This window comes from Tenacibaculum piscium (assembly GCF_021390715.1).
Classification (GTDB): Bacteria; Bacteroidota; Bacteroidia; order Flavobacteriales; family Flavobacteriaceae; genus Polaribacter; species Polaribacter piscius.
This window is the reverse complement of the sequence record NZ_JAJGWT010000008.1, coordinates 1-20892: the sequence shown is the minus strand read 5'-3', so window position 1 is coordinate 20892 and position 20892 is coordinate 1. Positions and strand designations below refer to the sequence as shown.

At 29.2% G+C, this 20892-nt stretch carries 13 protein-coding genes and 1 rRNA gene; 7 read left to right on the top strand and 7 right to left on the bottom strand.

Annotated elements, in window-relative coordinates; all coding sequences use genetic code 11:
• Positions 1 to 30: 30 nt before the first annotated feature.
• From L0U77_RS08615 to L0U77_RS08595, 5 genes are all read right to left on the bottom strand, one after another.
• The gene (locus L0U77_RS08615; protein ID WP_233901029.1) at positions 31 to 4416 is read right to left on the bottom strand and encodes a CusA/CzcA family heavy metal efflux RND transporter; all 4386 of its coding nucleotides are present in this window, start codon (positions 4414 to 4416) and stop codon (positions 31 to 33) included.
• 323 nt (positions 4417 to 4739) lie between these two features.
• Positions 4740 to 5099 (bottom strand): hypothetical protein, encoded by a 360-nt coding sequence (locus L0U77_RS08610; protein WP_145993236.1) that lies wholly within the window; start codon positions 5097 to 5099, stop codon positions 4740 to 4742.
• 77 nt (positions 5100 to 5176) lie between these two features.
• On the bottom strand, positions 5177 to 5572 hold the full coding sequence (locus tag L0U77_RS08605; RefSeq protein WP_101918242.1) for an acyl-CoA thioesterase: 396 nt from the start codon (positions 5570 to 5572) through the stop codon (positions 5177 to 5179).
• Between the two features lie 76 nt (positions 5573 to 5648).
• Positions 5649 to 7748, bottom strand: coding sequence for a VWA domain-containing protein (locus L0U77_RS08600; RefSeq protein WP_233862360.1), 2100 nt, complete (start codon positions 7746 to 7748; stop codon positions 5649 to 5651).
• A gap of 64 nt (positions 7749 to 7812) precedes the next feature.
• On the bottom strand, positions 7813 to 8232 hold the full coding sequence (locus tag L0U77_RS08595) for a group III truncated hemoglobin (RefSeq protein ID WP_233901028.1): 420 nt from the start codon (positions 8230 to 8232) through the stop codon (positions 7813 to 7815).
• Positions 8233 to 8448: 216 nt separating this feature from the next.
• Here L0U77_RS08595 and purB point away from each other — a divergent pair, with 216 nt between their 5' ends.
• From purB to dnaX, 5 genes are all read left to right on the top strand, one after another.
• Entirely contained in the window at positions 8449 to 9792 is a 1344-nt protein-coding gene (purB, locus tag L0U77_RS08590) for an adenylosuccinate lyase (RefSeq protein WP_233901027.1), read from the top strand.
• Entirely contained in the window at positions 9792 to 10211 is a 420-nt protein-coding gene (locus L0U77_RS08585) for a hypothetical protein (protein ID WP_233885555.1), read from the top strand. Before purB ends, L0U77_RS08585 begins: the two co-directional genes overlap by 1 nt.
• 114 nt (positions 10212 to 10325) lie before the next feature.
• Positions 10326 to 10652: a hypothetical protein gene (locus tag L0U77_RS08580; protein ID WP_233901026.1), complete on the top strand. Its 327-nt coding sequence runs from the start codon at positions 10326 to 10328 to the stop codon at positions 10650 to 10652.
• A 212-nt stretch (positions 10653 to 10864) separates the two neighbouring features.
• Positions 10865 to 13204, top strand: coding sequence for a TonB-dependent receptor (locus tag L0U77_RS08575; protein ID WP_233901025.1), 2340 nt, complete (start codon positions 10865 to 10867; stop codon positions 13202 to 13204).
• Between the two features lie 110 nt (positions 13205 to 13314).
• Positions 13315 to 15048, top strand: a complete 1734-nt coding sequence (gene dnaX, locus L0U77_RS08570) for a DNA polymerase III subunit gamma/tau (protein WP_233901024.1) — start codon at positions 13315 to 13317, stop codon at positions 15046 to 15048.
• Here the strand turns inward: dnaX and L0U77_RS08565 are convergent.
• The gene (locus tag L0U77_RS08565; protein WP_233897952.1) at positions 15037 to 16860 is read right to left on the bottom strand and encodes a cation:proton antiporter; all 1824 of its coding nucleotides are present in this window, start codon (positions 16858 to 16860) and stop codon (positions 15037 to 15039) included. The genes dnaX and L0U77_RS08565 overlap by 12 nt on opposite strands.
• A 78-nt stretch (positions 16861 to 16938) precedes the next feature.
• On the opposite strand from L0U77_RS08565, the gene L0U77_RS08560 reads away from it, so the two are divergent.
• Both L0U77_RS08560 and L0U77_RS08555 read left to right on the top strand, forming a co-directional pair.
• Positions 16939 to 17766 (top strand): universal stress protein, encoded by an 828-nt coding sequence (locus L0U77_RS08560; RefSeq protein WP_233862349.1) that lies wholly within the window; start codon positions 16939 to 16941, stop codon positions 17764 to 17766.
• Positions 17767 to 19992: a SulP family inorganic anion transporter gene (locus tag L0U77_RS08555; RefSeq protein ID WP_233901023.1), complete on the top strand. Its 2226-nt coding sequence runs from the start codon at positions 17767 to 17769 to the stop codon at positions 19990 to 19992.
• A 611-nt stretch (positions 19993 to 20603) separates the two neighbouring features.
• Here the strand turns inward: L0U77_RS08555 and rrf are convergent.
• Positions 20604 to 20712 (bottom strand): 5S ribosomal RNA (gene rrf, locus L0U77_RS08550).
• Positions 20713 to 20892: the final 180 nt, after the last annotated feature.

The window sequence follows — 20892 nt, the reverse complement described above, 5'->3', positions numbered from 1 at the left end:
AATAAAAGTCGGGTATTTTTTAATTTTTAATTATTTTTTTGTGTAAAACTCGTAGCTAATTACTGTTTGATTATAATTATGAATCAATAACAAATAATTTTGCATCACCTGAAAATAGGTGTTAAAACTTTGATTATATTGATACGCATCTATTTCGCCAGTTGTATAGGCTATTTTTAGTTTTTTGATAAATTTTTCAGCCTTTATTTTCATTGTATCAATAGGAATTAATTCCGTTTTTAAATACGTTAATTGTTCTTGTAAACTTTTAAAATTATTCTGAATTGCTATTTTACGCGCGTCATTTTCAAAAGCTATTTCTTCGGATATTATTTTTTGCTGTTTAATTTTAGCATTGTTAGCCCAAAATGAAATAGGAACATTTAAACCGATATTAAAACCTGTATAATCGGTTAAGTTTCCTGTTTTTCTATTGATAATCCCTGCGGTTATCTCTGGGAAATAAGATGATTTTGCTACTGAAATATTCTTTTGAGCTACTTTTTCTCTTTTAGATAAAATTTCTAAAAAGGCTGTTAAAATGCTATCTTTTTCGTTCTTATTTTGAAGTGAAACTAGCTTTTTTATAGGAAATTTTGTTTCAGGAACTATCAAATTTTTCAATTGTAATACTTCTTTTAGTTTATTTTCTATCTGTATAAAATCCTTGTAAATAGTGCTTTTTTTAGATTGAATATCTAACGATTGTAAGATTGTTAAATCATTTTCTAAGCCTCCTATTTCTCCTGCATCGTATAATTTATTAGAAATACTTTTTATCAGATTACTATTTTTAGTTTGTTCTTCAAGTAATGAAATAAGTCCATATAAATAATGCCATTGCTGATATAAACTTCGAGCAGTTCGAATCGTTTCTTTTCTCGAAATATCATTTTCTAAAATGGCTAATTCATGTTTTGCAATCGCTAATTTTCTTTTTTGAAGATGTGTTAAAACAGCTCCTAAATTTTGAGTAGCCGACCATTCTTTTTCTGATAAACCAGTACTAACTCCAACATCTTGATATTTTACAGCAATAGGATCTAAAGTAATTGCACTTGCAATCCCTGCTTTATTTTTAGCGATATTTAAAGTTGATTTATAACGAGCTACTGATTTTTTTAAAGCGATATTAATTGCGTCTTGCTCGCTTAATTTCTGAGGATTTTTCTGAATATTTATTTGTATTATTTCTTGTGTATTTTCTTGTGCCTGAATACATAAACTTCCCGTTACTATAAATAATAAGCTGAGTATTTTTGAGTTTATTTTCATTGATTTAGCTGTTTTATTTCCTGATTTACTTTCAGAAAACAGATATAAAACTGGTAAAATTAATAAAGTTAATAAGGTTGCTGATATTAAACCGCCAATCACCACGGTTGCCAATGGTTTTTGAACCTCTGCTCCTGCTGATGCTGAAATTGCCATCGGTAAAAAACCTAGTGAAGCTACTGCTGCAGTCATAATTACGGGACGTAATCGAACAGAAGTTCCTTTTCTTATAATTGCTTTTGTATCGGTCATTCCAGCTTCTTTTAAACGATTGAATTCGGCAATTAATACAATTCCGTTTAAAACAGCGACACCAAATAAGGCTATAAATCCTATTCCTGCGGATATTGAAAAAGGCATATCTCTAAACCATAAAGCGAAAATTCCACCAATTGCCGACATTGGAATTGCCGTATAAATTAAGAAACTTTGTTTAATCGATTTAAAAGTAAAATACAATAATAAAAAGATTAATAATAAGGCAACAGGAACTGCAATTCCTAATCGTGTACGTGCTTCTTCCAAATTTTTAAAAGTTCCACCGTAGGTGATATAATATCCTGTATCGAATTGTATTTTTTCACTAACTTTAGCTTGTAATTCAGCAACAATACTTGCTACATCACGCCCTCGAACGTTAAAACCGACTGTTATTCTTCGTTTTGCGTCATCTCTTTGTATTTGATTTGGTCCTGTTTTAAAGCTTACATCCGCAACATTTTCTAATGGAATTTGCGTTCCATTCGATGTAGTTACATACAGTTTACGAATATCTTGAATACTTGTTCTATTTTGTTTTGACATTCTAACAACCAAGTCATAACGTTGTTCGCCTTCATACACTGAACCTGCGCTTTGCCCAGCAAAAGCGGTATTTACAGCCGTATTTACATCAGAAATATTTAAACCATATAACGCTAATTGATTTCGTTTATAATCAATAACAATTTGTTTTAAACCTGTCATTTTTTCAATATATAAATCTTCAGCACCAGCTACATCAGGAATAATTTTCCCTAATTCGTTTCCGTATTTTACTAATTTATCTAAATTTTCTCCGTAAATTTTTAGAACAACATCTTGCCTTGCTCCTGTCATCAATTCATTAAAACGCATTTGTATCGGTTGTTGAAATCCGTAATTAACGCCTAACATATTTTCATCTAATAAATGATTCATTTTTTCCGTTAACTCGTCTTTACTGCTTGCTTTTGTCCAATTACTTTTATCTTTTAAGATGATAATAATATCAGCAACTTCAACAGGCATCGGATCTGTAGGTATTTCTGAGGATCCAATTTTGCTTACAATTTGTTCAATTTCATCTGGAAATTCTTTTAATAATAATTTTGAAGATTTATTTGTCACATCAATCGTATATGATAATGAACTTCCTGTAGAAACCGTTGCTTGCACGGCTAAATCTCCTTCATCTAAAGATGGAATAAATTCAGAACCCATATTTTTAAAGGTAAAAAGACTTACTATAAAAACAAGTACAGCGCCAATAAGTACTGATTTTTTATAACTTAAAACAAATTCCAATACAGGTGTATAAACATTTTGTAATGCACCTATTATTTTATCAGAAATATTTTTTTTGTCATTATGATGTCTAATTGTTTTCTTTAAAAACAAGGCACTAATCATCGGAACGTAGGTTAAAGATAAAATAAAAGCTCCTAAAATGGCAAAACTTACGGTTATCGCCATGGGTTTAAACATTTTTCCTTCAATACCGACTAACGCCAAAATAGGAAGATATACGATTAAAATAATGATTTCTCCAAAAGCTGCACTTGTCCTAATTTTTGAAGCTGATTGATAGACTTCTTCATCCATTTCGGATTGTGTTAATTTTTTTCCTGATTTTTTTAGCACTAAATAATGTAATGTTGCTTCCACAATAATCACCGAACCATCGACTATAATTCCAAAATCAATGGCTCCTAAACTCATTAAGTTTCCTGAAACGCCAAAAAGATTCATCAATATAATTGCAAATAACATTGCCAGCGGAATTACAGATGCAACAATTAAACCCGCACGTAAATTTCCTAATAATAATACCAAAATAAGAACTACAATTAAAGCGCCTTCAATTAAATTGGTGGATACCGTACTGATTGCTTTATCAACTAATTTTGTTCTATCTAAAAAAGGTTCGATTACAACACCTTCGGGTAAATTTTTTTGTATTTGCGCAATTCGCTCTTTTACACGCTTTATTACTTTTGATGAGTTTGCGTCTTTTAGCATCATTACAATTCCACCGACAACTTCGCCTTCGCCATTTCTGGTGATTGCGCCGTATCTGATGGCACTTCCTAATTGTACTTTTCCGATATCTTTAATTAAAACTGGCGTACCATTTAGGGTATTTTTAATAACAATATTCTGAATATCTTCAGGTGTTTGAATTAATCCTTGGCTTCTTATAAAATATGCTTTCGGATTTTTATCAATATAAGCACCTCCTGTATTTTGATTGTTTTTAGCTAAAGCCTCTAAAACTTCATTGATACTTACGCCTAATGTTTGCAATCTTTCGGGTTGTAAGGCAACTTCATATTGTTTTAAAAATCCTCCAAAACTACTCACATCTGCAATTCCTTCGATGCCTAATAATTGACGACGAACAATCCAATCTTGAAGAGAACGTAATTCCATAATGGAATACTTTTCTTTAAAATCATCTTTTACCAATAACGTATATTGATAAATTTCTCCTAAACCAGTAGTTACAGGTGCCATTTCGGGTGAACCAACGCCAGCTGGAATATTGCTTTTTGCTTCATTTAAGCGTTCACTAATTTGTTGTCGTGCCCAATAAATATCGACATCGTCTTTAAAAACAATAGTAACAACGCTTAGTCCGAAACGAGAAAAAGAACGAACTTCTTCAATATCAGGAATACTAGACATGGTCATTTCGATAGGAAATGTTACTAATCGTTCAATATCTTGTGCCGATTGTGAGGGTGCCGAAGTAATAATTTGCACCTGATTATTGGTGATATCTGGCACTGCATCGATCGGTAATTGTTTTAGCGAATAAATTCCCCAACCAATTAACACCAATACAAAAGCACCAATAATCAATTTGTTTTTAATTGAAAATTTTATAATGTTATCTAACATCTTTTATGTGTTTAATTCTTGATTTTTAAAAATTTTGAAGTGTAATTTCTCACCTGTAATTTATTTTTATATTGATATAACTTCTTATGAATTAATATTCTAAATAATGTTGAATACCGATATGCCTAGCCCCGATTGTAGCAATTGTTTGAGCTCCTTTTTTGATTTTTTTCAAAAAAGAGCGAGTGCGGAAAGCGGGAAATTGCTTCAAAGAAAGTCAATAAAAATAAATGAAAATGATAAAAATTTACACGAAATAATAATATCATTTCGACTGTTTTAAACAGCTGAAATAATACGATTATCGAATAATAAAAAAAGAATTAAACTATTGGAGGGTGAAAAAGTTGGGCTAAATAACTAGCGGTATTTAACACTTTATGAAAATGAATTTTCGAGTATTCTTGAAAGAATGTAACAATTTTAAAATTAAATTCCTCCGTAATAATGGCACTTGAAATACCTGAAAAAATACAAATATGATGGTGTTCCTTGCTTTCTTCTTCGGTATTGTTTTTATGATGCGTTTCAGAATGCGCATAGTCCATCGTGTTAATATGGTGAATTACATCGCCATCATTAACTATTACATTACCATCATTAAAAATAATAGCATCCGAATGCACCTGAACAGGAGGCACAAACAGTAATAATATTAATATGAGGATGCTAATAATTTTCAAATGATTTACTTATTTTTATTTCAGAAATAATAAAAGAATACTAAATGACAAATATATAAAAAAAGTAATTAGATTATTTATTTAATCGGATTTAATCGGTCTTTAACATATTCAACTTTCGTTTTTCCGTGAGCCATTGGCGTTCCATTTTCATCTAAAGTAACCATTACAATTTTATCAATTCCGATAATTTTTTTATGCGTCAGTTTGTTACGTACTTGACAATGTAAAGTAATTGAGGTGTTTCCAAATTTAACAATTTCAATACCAATTTCAATAATATCGCCTTGTTTAGCCGAACTTACAAAATCTATTTCAGACATAAATTTAGTAACTGTTCGAGGTATTTCTAATTGAATAATAGCATAAATTCCTAATTCTTCATCGATCCATTGTAATAATCGACCGCCAAATAAAGTACCGTTTGGGTTTAAATCTTCTGGTTTTATCCATTTTCTTGTGTGAAACTTCATGTTTTTTTTAGTTTTAGTTATTTTATACAAATTACAGGAACAATGCTAAGTTACACAATTAAAAGCAATTCGTTTTTTATATTTTGCCATCAAATTTTCTGATAAACCATTCTACAGAAAGTAAAACAACGATTAAAGATAATATCCATTTCCAATCTAGTAAATTTTCTTTTTTTGTGATTGATTTTTGAGTAGTATAATAGGTTTTATCTTCGGATAATTGAGTAATTAAAGTATTTATTTTATCAGGATAAAACAAGTTTCCTTTCGTTTTTAAGGCTAATTGATGTAGTTTTTGATAATTGGCATTTACAAACTGCTCTTCTATGTTAAACTCGGTAATTTTAAATTTTCCGTAGCTGTTTATTTTCTGATTTTTTACAGCAACTTTATATGAATAATCGCCAGAAGAAAGGTCAGAAATTGAAACTTGATACGAATTATTGACCAATGAAAAAGGTAGTATTTTTTGATGCTTTGTTTGGGTGTTTGTAATCGTTATTTCTAGTGACGCCCTGTTATCAAAGGTATAATTTTCGTTAACATAAAATGCTGAAATTGTTACGTATTCATTTTGTGAATACGATGATTTACTTTTTACATCGAGTCTTTTTCTTTTTTTGTTAGATGCTAAATATTGTACTAAATTGCCTAAAAAAGCATCAAAATTTTCAAATCCTTGTGATTCTAAAAAGCTAGCTGAACGCCATTTCCAGATTCCTTCTCCAAATAAAACGGCGTGTTTTTGATTGTTTTTTGCCGATTTTTCAGTTTTAGAATTTTTATTTTTAAAGTTTTCGATAGTCGCCAATAAGGGTTCTTTGGTTTTAAAACCTGCATATTTTTGATGTAATAAAACCTGTGCTTCGCCTGTTATTGTTATATCTCCAAAAACATCTTTTAGTGGCGGAAAATCATTAAAATTGATATCTTTTTGTAAGAAAGGTAAAAAATTGGCGTTGTAAAGTGCCGTATAATTTTCAGATTGCTTAATTGCTTCTTTCTGAACGCCTAAATTCTGTGTGTTTAAAAAATTCCAATCGGTTTTTGTTCCTGAAACGATTAAATAATTAGATGTTACTTTTTCAAAAACCTTTTTAAAAGAACTATTTGGCTGATAAAAAACAAAAAACTGATAGTCATTATATTTAATATTTTTATCATTTATAAAAGCGATATCCACTTTTCGTTGTTTATTACTTTCTATCGATTTTTTAATCGCTCCTATATCAGGATGTAAAAAAGCACTTAAAATTAACACTTTTGTTTGCTCGTCAATTACTTCTACTGAAAAATTTTTGTAATTATTTTTGGTGTGTTTTTCGTTTTTAATTTGACTTATTGACGTTTTATAATATTGGATTCCTTTTTTATCCGAAGTTAAAGTAGTCGTGATTGTTTTTGTAGGATTTTCTGCTGAAAAGGCTACTTTTTTAGAAAATACTTTTTTCCCTTGATGTGTAATTGAAAAAGTAGCGTTTACAGTTTCTTTTCCGTTAAATTCTCCTTGATAATATAGTAATGTTTCAACAGGGAATTTATTTTTTATATAACTGTATTTATTTACGTTTACCTGCGATATTTGTAAATCTTTATATAAAGTGGTATCGCCTATAACAACTGGGAAAATCTTATTTTTTGAAGTTATATCTTGATACTCATTTCCTTTGGTTTGATTTCCATCAGTAATTAAAATAGTTGCATTTAAACGTTCTTTTTGCAATTCATTAACCGAATTTATTGCTTGATAAATAGCTGTTTGAGTTCCTGAAAAATTTAAACTATCAGCAATTAAAACAGCCGTTTTTTCATCAAAATAAAAAGATTCAACGTCAAATTTATTGTTTATTTTTTCAGACTTTTTTATTTTCTGAATGATATTTTTAACTTTTTTGTCTTCGTTAAAATATTTTATTGATGATGAATTATCAACTAAAATAGTTAAAACAGGTTTTATATTTTGAGTTTCAACGGTTTTTATTTCAGGATTTATCAATAATAAAAACAGTAAAAATAAGCTCAATGCTTTTAGAGCAAAAAGAAGCGTTTTTCTTTTAAGTTTTAAGCTAAATTTCGATGTTGTCTTCGATGTTGTTTTGTAGAAATATTGAAAATAAGCGATTGCTACACTCAATAAAACAGCTAAAACAATATAAATGATAGTTATTTTTTCCACAAAAAATATTTTAATTTGTGAAGATAAAAAAAGCTATCAAATAAAAATAGATTCACTTATTTTATTATGAATTAGTTTCTTTCGGTTTATCTTCAAACATTTTAAAAAACAACATAGAAGCGATGTTTCTAGCACGTTCTTTGGCTTCGTTGGCTTTATTGCCATGAAAATTTTCATCTAATGTTTCAAACCATAAAAGCAACCATCTTCCAAAATGCTCTTGTGAAATGCTGTGATTAAAATGAGCATCTAAATCTTTGTGGGCTTTCATCGGATTTCCTTTAAATTTTCGAACGAAAAAAAGATTGGATTCCCAAAAATCAGTTAATTTTTCTAAATGAGCATCCCAAGCATCCGCAGGAATTGTTTTTAAAAAAATATGACCAATAAAATCATCTGCTTTTATTTTATTGTAAAAAGTACTCACTAATAAAAAAACATCGTCCCTATTTTCAATTTCTTTTGTATCTACTTTACTATTCATTATTTTCTTAAATTTCTATTTAATAAAATACAAAAATATCTTTTTATATGATATTATTCTATGACAAGTGTCATAATTTTTATTTCACAAATAAAAAGAATACCAAAATAATACGATTATTAATCAATTATAATCCGTTAAAAAAGAATAGTATTTTCTATTTTTGCCAAACAACACAACAAATTCACAACAAAATTACATAAAATAGCACAAATCATGAGCTTAACACAATTAAACGCCATTTCTCCTATTGATGGTAGATACCGTAATAAAATAGCCAATTTAGCAAACTATTTTTCTGAAGAAGCTTTAATTAAATATAGAGTAAAAGTTGAAATTGAATATTTTATCGCTTTATGTGAAATTCCGTTGCCACAATTAGCCGATTTCAACAAAGAATTATATCCTAATTTACGTAAAATTTACGAAGATTTTTCTACCGAAAATGCTCAGAAAATTAAAGATATTGAAGCGATTACAAATCATGATGTAAAAGCGGTTGAATATTTTATCAAAGAAGAATTTGACAAGTTAAGCTTGAATAAATACAAGGAATTTATTCACTTCGGATTAACTTCTCAAGACATTAATAATACAGCAATTCCAATGTCTATTAAAGATGCGATGGATGAAGTTTATTATCCTGCTTTAGATGAATTGGTTTCTAAATTAGCTGATTTAGCCGAAGAATGGGACGATATTCCAATGTTAGCACGTACGCACGGACAACCAGCTTCTCCTACTCGTTTAGGAAAAGAATTTTTTGTTTTTGTAGAGCGAATTAACAATCAAGCAATTCATATTCAACACACGCCTCACGCTGCTAAATTTGGTGGAGCAACAGGGAATTTTAACGCACATAAAGTAGCGTATAAAGATATCGACTGGAAAAATTTTGGAACGCATTTTGTTGAAGATATTTTAGGTTTACACCATTCTTTTCCAACAACTCAAATAGAGCATTACGACCATATGGCGGCTTTATATGACGGTTTAAAACGTATCAATACTATTTTAATTGATTTAGATAGAGATATTTGGACCTACGTTTCTAACGATTATTTCAAGCAAAAAATTAAAGAAGGAGAAGTTGGTTCATCAGCAATGCCACATAAAGTAAATCCTATTGATTTTGAAAATTCTGAAGGAAATTTAGGGTTAGCAAATGCTATTTTTGAGCATTTATCAGCAAAATTACCACTTTCAAGATTACAACGTGATTTAACCGACAGTACGGTTTTACGTAATGTAGGAGTTCCTTTTGGACATACGTTAATTGCTTTTTCATCTACTTTAAAAGGATTGAATAAGTTATTATTAAATGAATCGAAATTTGCCGAAGATTTAGAAAATAACTGGGCAGTTGTTGCCGAAGCGATTCAAACAATTTTACGTCGTGAAGCGTATCCGAATCCTTACGAAGCTTTAAAAGGGTTGACTCGTACGAATGAAAAAATCAATCAAAAATCAATTGCTAATTTTATTGATACTTTAGAAGTTTCATCAGAAATTAAAGAAGAATTAAAAGCAATTACACCCGCTAATTACACAGGAATTTAATGAGATATTCACTTATTTTTTTAGTCATTTTTTTGGTTTATTCGTGTACTCCTGAAAAAAAAGGAAATCCTACGCGTTTTAAATATGGAACTTTTCAAATTCCAGGAAGCGACAACTACGGTGCAACAACGATTGTGAGAACCGATAGTTTACAAATTGAAGAATACACTAAAAAAATAAGTGTTTCTTCTGCTGATGGTTCAGTTACGGAAAAGCAAGAAAAACATATTGATACGCTTTTTATCAAATGGAAAAATAATTTTGCCTATTCATTGCGAATGAAAAGTCCAAAAACTGATTTGGATAAAGATCCTATCTTTGTACAAATAACAAAAGTTACGGATACTTCTTATAGCTTTACCGCCAAAATTGGCTATTCAAATTTCAAACAAAACGGAACAGTTTATATAAAAGAATAAATCAGATAAAATCAGTAAAAAATTTATTGAATTTATTATTTTTGATTTTTTAAAGACCTGAATAGTTATACGTAACTCTCAGGTCTTTATTTTTTTATTACATTTGCAAACTTAATGTATCGTTTTAAAAAACATATCGCCTTTTTTAGTTTGTTGCTATTACTGCTTCCGTCAGTAATACAACTTGCGCATACTTTTGAGAACCATAAACATACTGTTTGTACCAGTACTGATGAGCATCATTTTCACGAACAAGAATTAGATTGTTCGTTAGATGATTTTCATCTTCAAATATTTTCATATACAGCGATTTCAAAGTATGCTGTAATTCCTCAACATTTTTACAAAAAGCAATATAATGAGCAACCACAAGTAATTTCGGTTGTTTATACGGATAAAAAACTTACCAGAGGTCCGCCCCTATTTTACTGTTTAAAATAGTCTTTTTATGTAATCTAGTTTTTTGAACTTGATTTTGCTTCTTTTTTGATTTTTAAATTCAAAAAAAAAGTAAAATGATGCTTCATTATTACATATTACACCATTTACAACACTTTATAATCATTTTAAATGATTTTAAATAATTTTAATAATGAATAATTATTTGACTTATAAAGGGTTTATCAGTAAAAAATATTTATAAAAAACATTTAATGAAAAAAATTATATTTTTCCTATTTTTAATAGGGATGTCAAACTCGTACGCACAAAATAGTCTATCAGGAAAAATTACAGATATCAATAAAACTCCTTTATTAGGCGTTGAAATTTATGCCGAACAATTACATAAAGGAGTTACTTCGGATGCGCAAGGAAACTATACTTTTAATACTATTCCGAACGGAAAAATAACCATTACATTTAATTATTTAGGCTTTAAAAACATTTCAAAAGAGTTTATTTTTAATAATGAAAATCAAACATTTAATCCTTCGTTAGAAGAAGCTATTTTTAAAATTGATGAAATAATTATTTCTACGCCTTTTAATAAATTACAATCTGAAAATGTAATGAAAGTCGAGCGATTGTCGGCAAAAGCATTGCATAAAACAGGTGCTATTACTTTATCCGAAGGAATTACAAATATTGCTGGAGTTTCTCAAATATCGACTGGTGCATCTATCGGAAAACCTGTAATTAGAGGTTTAAGTGGTAACCGTGTTTTAGTGTATACACAAGGAATTCGATTAGAAAATCAACAATTTGGTGGCGAACATGGCTTAGGTATTAATGAGGCAGGTATTCAAGGAATTGAAGTTATAAAAGGACCAGCATCGCTCCTTTATGGTTCCGATGCTTTAGGAGGAGTTTTATATATTCAACCAGAAAAATTTGCATCAGAAAACACCACTAAAATCAATGTTAATCAGCGTTATTTTAGCAATACTATGGGAAGTAATGTGTCGCTAGGTGTTAAATCATCTCTTAAAAACTGGCAATTTTTAGCCCGTGGAACTCATGGAATTCATTCCGATTATAAAACACCATCATATCGTGTTACTAATACTCGTTTTAAAGAAAAAGATTTAAAAGTAGGCGTTGGTTTTCATCAAAAAAACTTTTTTTCAGAATTACGTTATAATTTTAATAACTCAAAATTAGGTTTAACAGAAGGAATTGGCACGCAAACCAAAGAAACGAGTTTCGAAAAACCGTATCAAGATATTAATAATCATATTATAAGTTTGCATAATCACATTTTTTTTAATGCTTCAAAATTAGATATCGATTTAGGATATACAATCAATAGTAGAAAAGAATTTGAAGATGAACACGAACATCATGAAGATGAACACGATGACCATGATGATGATGATGACCATGCGAATCACGAAGATCATGAACACGACGAACACGATGAACATGAGGAGCACGACGAACACGCAAGTAATGAGCCAGCCTTAAATATGGAGCTAAAAACATTTAGCTATAATTTGAAATATCATTTTCCTAAAATGAAAAATTTTGAAATTCTTTTAGGAACACAAGGTTTGCATCAAACAAACACTAATTTTGGTGAAGAATTATTAATTCCTGATGCAACTATTAATGATTTTGGTATTTTTACAACAGCTAATTTTGATGTAAACGAAACCACTAAACTACAAGGAGGAATTCGTTTCGATAATAGAGCTATAAAAACCGAAAAACATGAAATTAAACATGAAGATGAAGTGCATGTTTTTAATCCAATAGATAAACAATTTAATAGTTTTACTGCATCTTTAGGTTTTAAAACTTTACTTTTTAAAGAAATAAATACCCGTATTAATATCGCTAACGGTTTTAGAGCACCAAATTTAGCCGAATTAACATCAAACGGCGTTCATCACGGAACAAATCGATTTGAAGAAGGAAATAATAATTTATCCAACGAAAAAAATGTACAATTAGATATTTCTTTTGATTATAAATCGAAACATTTTGAAGTTTTTGCAAACGGATTTTATAATAAAATAAATGATTATATTTATCTATCGCCAACGGGTAAAATTGAAGATGAAGCACCTGTTTATACCTATTTACAAGAAGATGCTAAATTATACGGTGGTGAATTTGGAGTTCATTTACATCCACACCCTTTAGATTGGTTGCATTTAGAAAGTAGTTTTGAAACCGTTATCGGTAAACGAGATAATACGAAAAATGAAAATACGTATTTGCCATTAATTCCTGCAAACACGTTAAAAAATACGCTTAGAACCGAATTTTTAAACACTAAATGGTTACAAAATGGATATACTTCGTTAAGTATTCATTCTTCTTTTGAGCAAAAAAACATAAGCTCTTTTGAAACAAAAACACCTGGCTATAGTTTGGTTAATTTTGGCATTGGTGGTAATATTTTTATCAATAAATATAAATTTAGAACTTCCGTTACTGTTAAAAATATCTTCGATAAAAAATATATAAATCATTTATCTCGTTTAAAATCAGACGCTATTTTAAATTCTGGTAGAAATATTGTTTTTGGAATTGATTTTACTATTTAATTTTTTTAAACATCAGCTTAAATTTAATAATTTATTCTAAATAAATGTAAAAAACTCCGCTATTATAGCGGAGTTTTTCTATTTTTGTGAGTATAAAAAGGAGCAATTAAATGGAACATTTTATAGTATCAGCGCGTAAATATCGTCCTCAAGTTTTTGAAGATGTCGTTGGGCAACAGGCGATAACAAACACGTTAGAAAATGCTATAAAAAATAATCATTTAGCACAAGCCTTATTATTTACAGGTCCTCGAGGCGTTGGTAAAACTTCTTGTGCACGTATTTTAGCAAAACAAATAAATCAGCAAAGTCAAGAAAATGTTATAAATCCTGATGAAGATTTTGCCTTTAATATTTTTGAGTTAGATGCAGCTTCCAATAATTCTGTCGATGATATCCGAAATTTAACGGATCAAGTTCGTATTCCGCCGCAAACAGGAAAATATAAAGTGTATATTATTGATGAAGTTCACATGCTTTCTCAAGCGGCTTTTAACGCCTTTTTAAAAACGTTAGAAGAACCACCTGCCCACGCTATTTTTATTTTAGCAACGACAGAAAAACATAAAATTATTCCTACGATATTATCTCGTTGTCAAATTTTTGATTTTAAACGCATTGGTGTTTTAGATGCAAAAGAATATTTAAAAACCATTTGTATCAAAGAAAATATTACCGCGGATGATGATGCATTACATATTATCGCTCAAAAAGCAGATGGTGCTATGCGTGATGCTTTGTCTATTTTTGATAGAGTTATTAGTTTTTCGGGAAAAAATTTAACACGTGAAGCGGTTACTCAAAATTTAAATGTCTTAGATTATGAAGTATATTTTAATATTACTGATTTACTAATTGAACAAAAAATTCCGCAAGTTTTAATGGCTTTTAATGATGTTTTAAGCAAAGGTTTTGAAGGACATCATTTTATAAACGGATTAGCATCTCATTTTAGAGATTTATTAGTGGCTAAAGATGCTGCAACAATTGCTTTGTTAGAAATTGGTGATTCAATTAAGAAAAAATACTTTGAGCAATCAAAGAAAGCAACCATTCAATTTTTACTTCCCGCGATTGATAAAGCAAATGATTGTGATTTAAAATATCGAGGTAGTAAAAATCAACGATTGCTGGTGGAATTAACATTAATGAAAATAGCCTCTATCAATTTTGATGGAGCAAAAAAAAAATCTAGCAACTACATAATTCCAGCTACTTTTTTTACTTCTTTATCTCCAACAATAAAAAAAGTAACAAAAAATAATATAAAAAATACGGATGAAATTAATTCATCCGTAGTAAAACCAGTTAAAATAGAAAATGTAGTAAAAACAACAGCTACAACTCCATCAAAACCTTTTATAAAAGATATAAAACGACGTTCATCAGCATTATCGTTGAAAAGTATTCATCAAAAAACAACTGTTAAAACGTCCTTAGATATTGATGAAAATTTCGAAAATCATCCAAGAACAATTTTTACCCAACAACAACTTAAAAATGCGTGGAATACCTATTCTTTAGAAATACAAAAACTTGGAGAACGTAGTATTTCTGCCGTTTTATCTTCTAGTGAACCACAATTATCAAAAAACACAAAAAACTTTATAATTCTTTTTTCACTTCCTAATGATTTAATGAAAATTCAATTAGAACGTGTGAAACCAAAACTTACAAAGTTTTTACGTGAAAAATTAAATAATTATGGAATTACTATCGAAATTATAATCAATGAAGTTTCTGAAAAAAAGTTTGCCTACACTCCTCAAGAAAAATACGCAAAATTAAAAGAGAAAAATCCATTAATAGAAAAATTAAAAAATATCTTTGGTTTAGATCTTTAATCTTTTACCGATATAAACTAATTTCCAATCTTCGATTATTGTAGTATTTTTTTCAAACTCCGCAATTAATAAGATTTCATTATTTTTATTTTTCACAAAAATAGGTGTCGATTTTAATTCAGCATAAATTTTACTGATTTTTTCTTTATATTCTTCAATAGAATTAACAGGAGTTTCATTAATTTCTGGAAACTCTCTTACGGCTTCCATTAAGTTTAAATAATCATCGTGAACAGTAAATAATTGTTCCTTATTTTCGTATTCTTTGGTAATTACTTCTTGTGAACTTGCCAAACGATAAGCACCTTGCTCTCCAAAAACAGATGAAAAATTTGATATCGTATGTTTATTAATTGAATCACTACCTGTTAAGGCGAGTAAATAACCAACATCATTAAGTTCTATATTATTGGTTAATTCATCATCATAAATATTAGCTTCAAAAGCTTCTAAACCCTTATTTTTAGCTTTTTCTATATTGTCTTTATTCGAATCTATTACAACTACTCTCCTATTATTTTCATTTAGATATACCGCTATAAGAATTGCAAGATCCGAAGCACCGATAATCATAATAGCGTTAGAACGTTTTAAAAATACTCCTACTGCTTTAGCAAAGAATCTTGCGGTAGTTGCATTTAATAATACCGTTCCTAGGACAACCATAAAAACAAGTGGAGTTATGTATTCTGCTCCTTCGACACCTTCTTTAAGTAATTTACTCCCAAATAATGAAGCGATACCTGCAGCCACAATACCTCTTGGACCTACCCAACTTATAAAAAGTTTTTCGTTTACTTTTAAGTTTGATTTATAAGTACTTATAAACACTGCCAATGGTCTAATTACAAATACTATCAGTGTAAAAAGGAGTACTGTTTCCCATCGATATAATAACATTAACTCTTTAATATCCATATTTGCAGCCAGCAAAATAAATAAGATTGAAATTAAGAGAACACTTAATGATTCTTTAAAATAAAGTATTTCTTTTAAGTTTTTCAACTTGCTATTTCCTAATACCATTCCCATTACGACAACCGCTAATAAGCCTGATTCATGTGCAAATAACTCTGAGAGTACAAAAACCAAAAGTACAGCAGACAGCGATACTACATTTAATAAATAATGAGGAACCCATTTTTTATTAATGATAAAAATTAAAGCATGTGCAAAAGTAAATCCAAATGTTGATCCAAATAAAATAATTTTTAAAAATTCTAATAAAGCTGTTTGTGTAAAACCTGCGCCTCCACCAACACTAATAAATTCAAAAACAAGTACAGCAACTAATGCGCCAATAGGATCAATTAAAATTCCTTCCCATTTTAAAACTGCTGATACATCTTTTTTAAGAGGAATATTTCTTAAAATTGGTGTAATAACCGTAGGACCTGTTACAATAATTAATCCTGAAAATAGAAAAGATAATTCCCAGCTTAAATCAAAAGTATAATGTGCTATAATTCCTGCTCCAAAAAAAGTAATACTAGAACCTAAGGTAATTAACTTTGTAATTACGGGACCAATATTTTTAATTTCATCTCTTCTGAGTGTTAATCCTCCCTCAAAAAGGATAATACTTATCGATAATGAAACAAAATAGTATAACCCTTGACCAGGAAAAAGCCCTTTTTTACCATTCCAAATTGGCTCTATCCATTTGCTTCCATCTTCGCTTAAAAATTCAGCAGCAATAGGACCTACAAGGAGTCCTATTAAAATTAAAGGTAATATGGCTGGAATCTTAAATTTCCATGCAAACCATTGTGCTAAAATTCCAAGTATAATAATTCCTGCTAATTCTATCATCTAAATCTTTTTGTGTAAAAGTAATTTTTTTTTAAACAACAATAAAATTATATCTTCGAACGTTTAAATTTTTATACTTTGATAAAAAATATACTTATTGGTATTGCTTTTTCTCCTAATTTAAAAGCAAATTTATGTGAAGCGATTCGATTGTCAAACATGTTTAATGCGCAGTTATTTGGCGTGCATGTTGGAGAAAAATCTACTAAAAAAGAAACGCAATTAAATAATTTATTAAGTGAAGTTCCTACTTTAAAATTTCCATTAAAAGTAATTTGGCAAGAAGGAAAACCTGTAGATGTTATTTTAGAAACGACAGTACACAAAAACATCGATTTATTAATACTCGGTGCTTTGCAAAAAGAAAAAATATACAAATATTATGTAGGTTCTATTGCTCGAAAACTGACTCGTAAAGCTCTCTGTTCGGTATTATTACTGATAAAACCATCTATTGAAAGACATCCTTGTAAACATATTGTTATCAGTGGTTTGCAAGATGAAAAAACAGAAGAAACTATAAAAGCTGGATTTTATTTTTCAAAAAAATTAGCATGTAAAAGAGTAACAATTGTTGAAGAAATTGATCAAGCAACATTAAAAGTAAACGTTAGTGATGATGTATCATTACGTAAAACAACAATAACAAAAGAGCGGATGCAAAAACGTGAAGATGCACGGGTTAACAAGATGTTAGAACATATAGATACAAGTGATATTATCATAAAAACTCAAGGTATTTTCGGTCGTAGTGGCTATTCTATAGGTCATTATGCGAAAGTAAAAAGAGCGGATTTATTAGTGATGAGTTCCTGTAAAAAGACAGGTATTTTAGACCGAATTTTTCCACATGATTTAGAATATATTTTATCCGAATTACCAACTGATGTTTTAATTGTTAAATAAATGGGAAAAAGAAAATACTTTAAAACATTTTTAAGTGAGATTCCGCAGAATATTTTTGCTGGTTTTGTAGTATCATTAATTGCACTTCCCTTAGGTTTTGGGTTGGCTTTAGCATCGGGAGCTCCTCCAATATCAGGAATTATAGCTGCGGTGGTTGGCGGTACAGTTGTTTCAATTTTAGGAGGTTCTAATGTAACAATTACAGGTCCTGGTAATGGATTAGTGGTCGTTGTCCTTGCTGCAATAACAACTCTAGGAGCTGGCGATATGCATCAAGGATATTTATATACACTTGCTGCAATTGTTATCTCTGGAATTATTATGGTTATTTTAGGTTTTCTTCGGATGGGTGCCTTAGGTGATTATTTTCCTTCTTCAGCAATTCAAGGAATGTTAGCGGCTATTGGAATTGGAATTTTCGCAAAACAGATACATGTAATGTTGGGGAATTTAAGTGCAAAAGGAAGTATTGTTGATTTAATTTTACAGATACCTACTGGAATTTTTGATTTTATGAAAACACCAGATACAAGTATTTTTTATGCTGGTTTAGTTGGTGTTATCAGTTTATTAATCATGATTTTTTACAGTAAGATTCGCAACAAATATTTTCAATTAATCCCTGCTCCTATGTGGATTGTTGTTTTAAGTGTTGGAATGTATTATTATTATGATTTATTTTCTATTTTAGAATACCCTATTGATAAAAGTTTATTAATTGAATTACCTGATGATGTTTTATCTAATTTTGCTTTTCCTGATTTCGGTAAAATTCATGAATTTGAATTTATAAATGCTGTTATTTCGATTACATTAATTGCAAGTATCGAAAGTTTATTAAGTATTAAAGCTGTTGATAAATTAGATAGCTTAAAAAGACGTTCGAATGTAAATAAAGATATTCGTGCTTTGGGTTTGGCTACTGTAATTAGTGGTTTTTTAGGAGGATTAAATGTTGTTACAGTAATTGCTAGAAGTTCGGTAAATGTAAATAATAAGGGTAGTAATCGTTCTGCAAATTTTTTCCATGCATCTTTTTTAGTATTTTTTATTTTAATTTTTGCTAGTGAATTACGAAAAATACCTTTGCCTGCTTTAGCCGCGATATTGGTATATACAGGTTATAAATTAGCATCTCCTGAAAATATTGTAAAAGTATTTAAAATTGGTAAAGAGCAATTAATTATATTTTTAGTAACTCTTTTAACTACTATCACTACTAATTTGATTACAGGAATTTTAGCTGGAATTTTTATTACGTTTATTATTCATATTATTATTAAAAAGAATAGTATGTTTTTTATTCGTAATTTATTAAAACCAAATGTTTTAATGTTTAAAGAAGAAGATAAATATTACGTTTCGGTTAAAAATTTCTCTAGTTTTTTAAATTTCACGAAGTTAAAAATGAAATTAGATCAGATTCCTGAAAGTGAGGAAGCTATTATTGATTTTTCTTTATGTGATTTTATTGATCATTCTGTAATGGAAAATCTTAATAATTACGCTGAAACTTTTAAGCGTAAAGGAGGACATTTTGAAGTTATTGGTTTAGATGGTTATAAGACACGTAGTAATCATCCATTTGCTTTGCGTAAAAACACTCCTCTTTTGGTTTCTGAAGTTTTAGAAACCAAAAGAGGAGTGTTAAATTCACAAAAAAATTTAACGAAGCGACAAAAGTCTTTACAGCGTATTTGTAATGATTTAAAATGGAATTATACTGTTTCACCAAAATTTTCTATTGATGAAATATATAATTTTGGATATTTTAAAACACGTCATATTAGTAAAATATCAAATACATTATCGAATGGAAATTGTACTTTGTTTGATGTTGAATTTTCTGAGGGAGAATTAATAGCGAAACAGATTATAAAAGTTACGATGATGTATATTAATGTTGATAAATATATTCCTGAATTTACTTTAGATAAAGAAGGAATATTTGAATACATTTATCATTTTTCTGGTTTTAAGGATATTGATATTAAAAACCATTCTGATTTTTCGAAACGTTTTTATCTTTCTGGTAAAAATTCTACTGAGATAAGAAGTTTCTTCACGGATGATCTTGTTTTATTTTTTGAGAGTAATACGTATTATCATATCGAGGCAACTAATGATGGATTATTAGTTATAGGATCTGAAAGATTGGCAGGAATTAAAGAGGTTAAAAAATTAGCTGATTTTGGTATTCGATTAAAAAATATTATTGGTAAGTAAAGTATTTTTTATTTGGAGCTATTCCCGCTTTCAGCACTCGCTTTTTTTTGAAGAAAAATCAAAAAAGAGCTCAAACAATTGCTTCAATCAGTGCTAAGTCTATTTATTTAGTTTTGGTAAATTTATAAATTAGTTTTTTTTTATGAAAGCCAGTCATTTCAAAGAATCTTTTTAAGAGATACGCGTAGTAATTATTAGAGTCTATTTTAAATTTTATCTGATTTTTTGTTGATGATTCTTGTCAATTCGAGTGATTTTAATGAGTAAAAGGAATTAAAATTGTATATTGTATCTAGAATTTGAATTCTTTTATATTGATGAATAAGTAAGTTCTCAATACATTTTTGAATAAAAAAATTACTCGAACTGACAGGTTATTTAATTTTTAAACAGGCTTAGAATTACTCAATAATTATTTAAAAAATATAGGAGATTTTTTTTTTGAGAACAGATAGATTTTTTGTTATCTAATTTTAATTGTAAGGGCAGCAGACCTATGTGTCTGGCCACCTAGTCTATTAAGCCTACCTTTTAAAAATTTTAAAAAATAGATAATATAATTTCAATTTAGAGCAAAAAAAACCTCAATCTTTATAGATTGAGGTTTAAAAGAAAGGCAACGACCTACTCTCCCACCATTGGCAGTACCATCGGCGCAAATGGGCTTAACTTCTCTGTTCGGGATGGAAAGAGGTGAGCCCCATTGCGATAATCACCTTAAAATGTTTCAGTATATTGCAACTGTATAAGTTAACATATTGGTAAAAATTATATCGTAAATAATCAAAAGAGTTGGTGCTTGCGCCCTTTCGAGCGCAAGACTTCTACATAAGCCTATGGGTTATTAGTACTACTTGGCTATGACATTACTGCCTTTACACCTATAGCCTATCAACGTGG

Coding starts and splice junctions, on each gene's coding strand:
- L0U77_RS08615 (WP_233901029.1), bottom strand. CDS start 4,416: ATGTTAGATAACATTATAAAATTTTCAATTAAAAACAAATTGATTATT.
- L0U77_RS08605 (WP_101918242.1), bottom strand. CDS start 5,572: ATGAAGTTTCACACAAGAAAATGGATAAAACCAGAAGATTTAAACCCA.
- L0U77_RS08595 (WP_233901028.1), bottom strand. CDS start 8,232: ATGAATAGTAAAGTAGATACAAAAGAAATTGAAAATAGGGACGATGTT.
- purB (WP_233901027.1), top strand. CDS start 8,449: ATGAGCTTAACACAATTAAACGCCATTTCTCCTATTGATGGTAGATAC.
- L0U77_RS08585 (WP_233885555.1), top strand. CDS start 9,792: ATGAGATATTCACTTATTTTTTTAGTCATTTTTTTGGTTTATTCGTGT.
- L0U77_RS08580 (WP_233901026.1), top strand. CDS start 10,326: ATGTATCGTTTTAAAAAACATATCGCCTTTTTTAGTTTGTTGCTATTA.
- L0U77_RS08575 (WP_233901025.1), top strand. CDS start 10,865: ATGAAAAAAATTATATTTTTCCTATTTTTAATAGGGATGTCAAACTCG.
- dnaX (WP_233901024.1), top strand. CDS start 13,315: ATGGAACATTTTATAGTATCAGCGCGTAAATATCGTCCTCAAGTTTTT.
- L0U77_RS08565 (WP_233897952.1), bottom strand. CDS start 16,860: ATGATAGAATTAGCAGGAATTATTATACTTGGAATTTTAGCACAATGG.
- L0U77_RS08555 (WP_233901023.1), top strand. CDS start 17,767: ATGGGAAAAAGAAAATACTTTAAAACATTTTTAAGTGAGATTCCGCAG.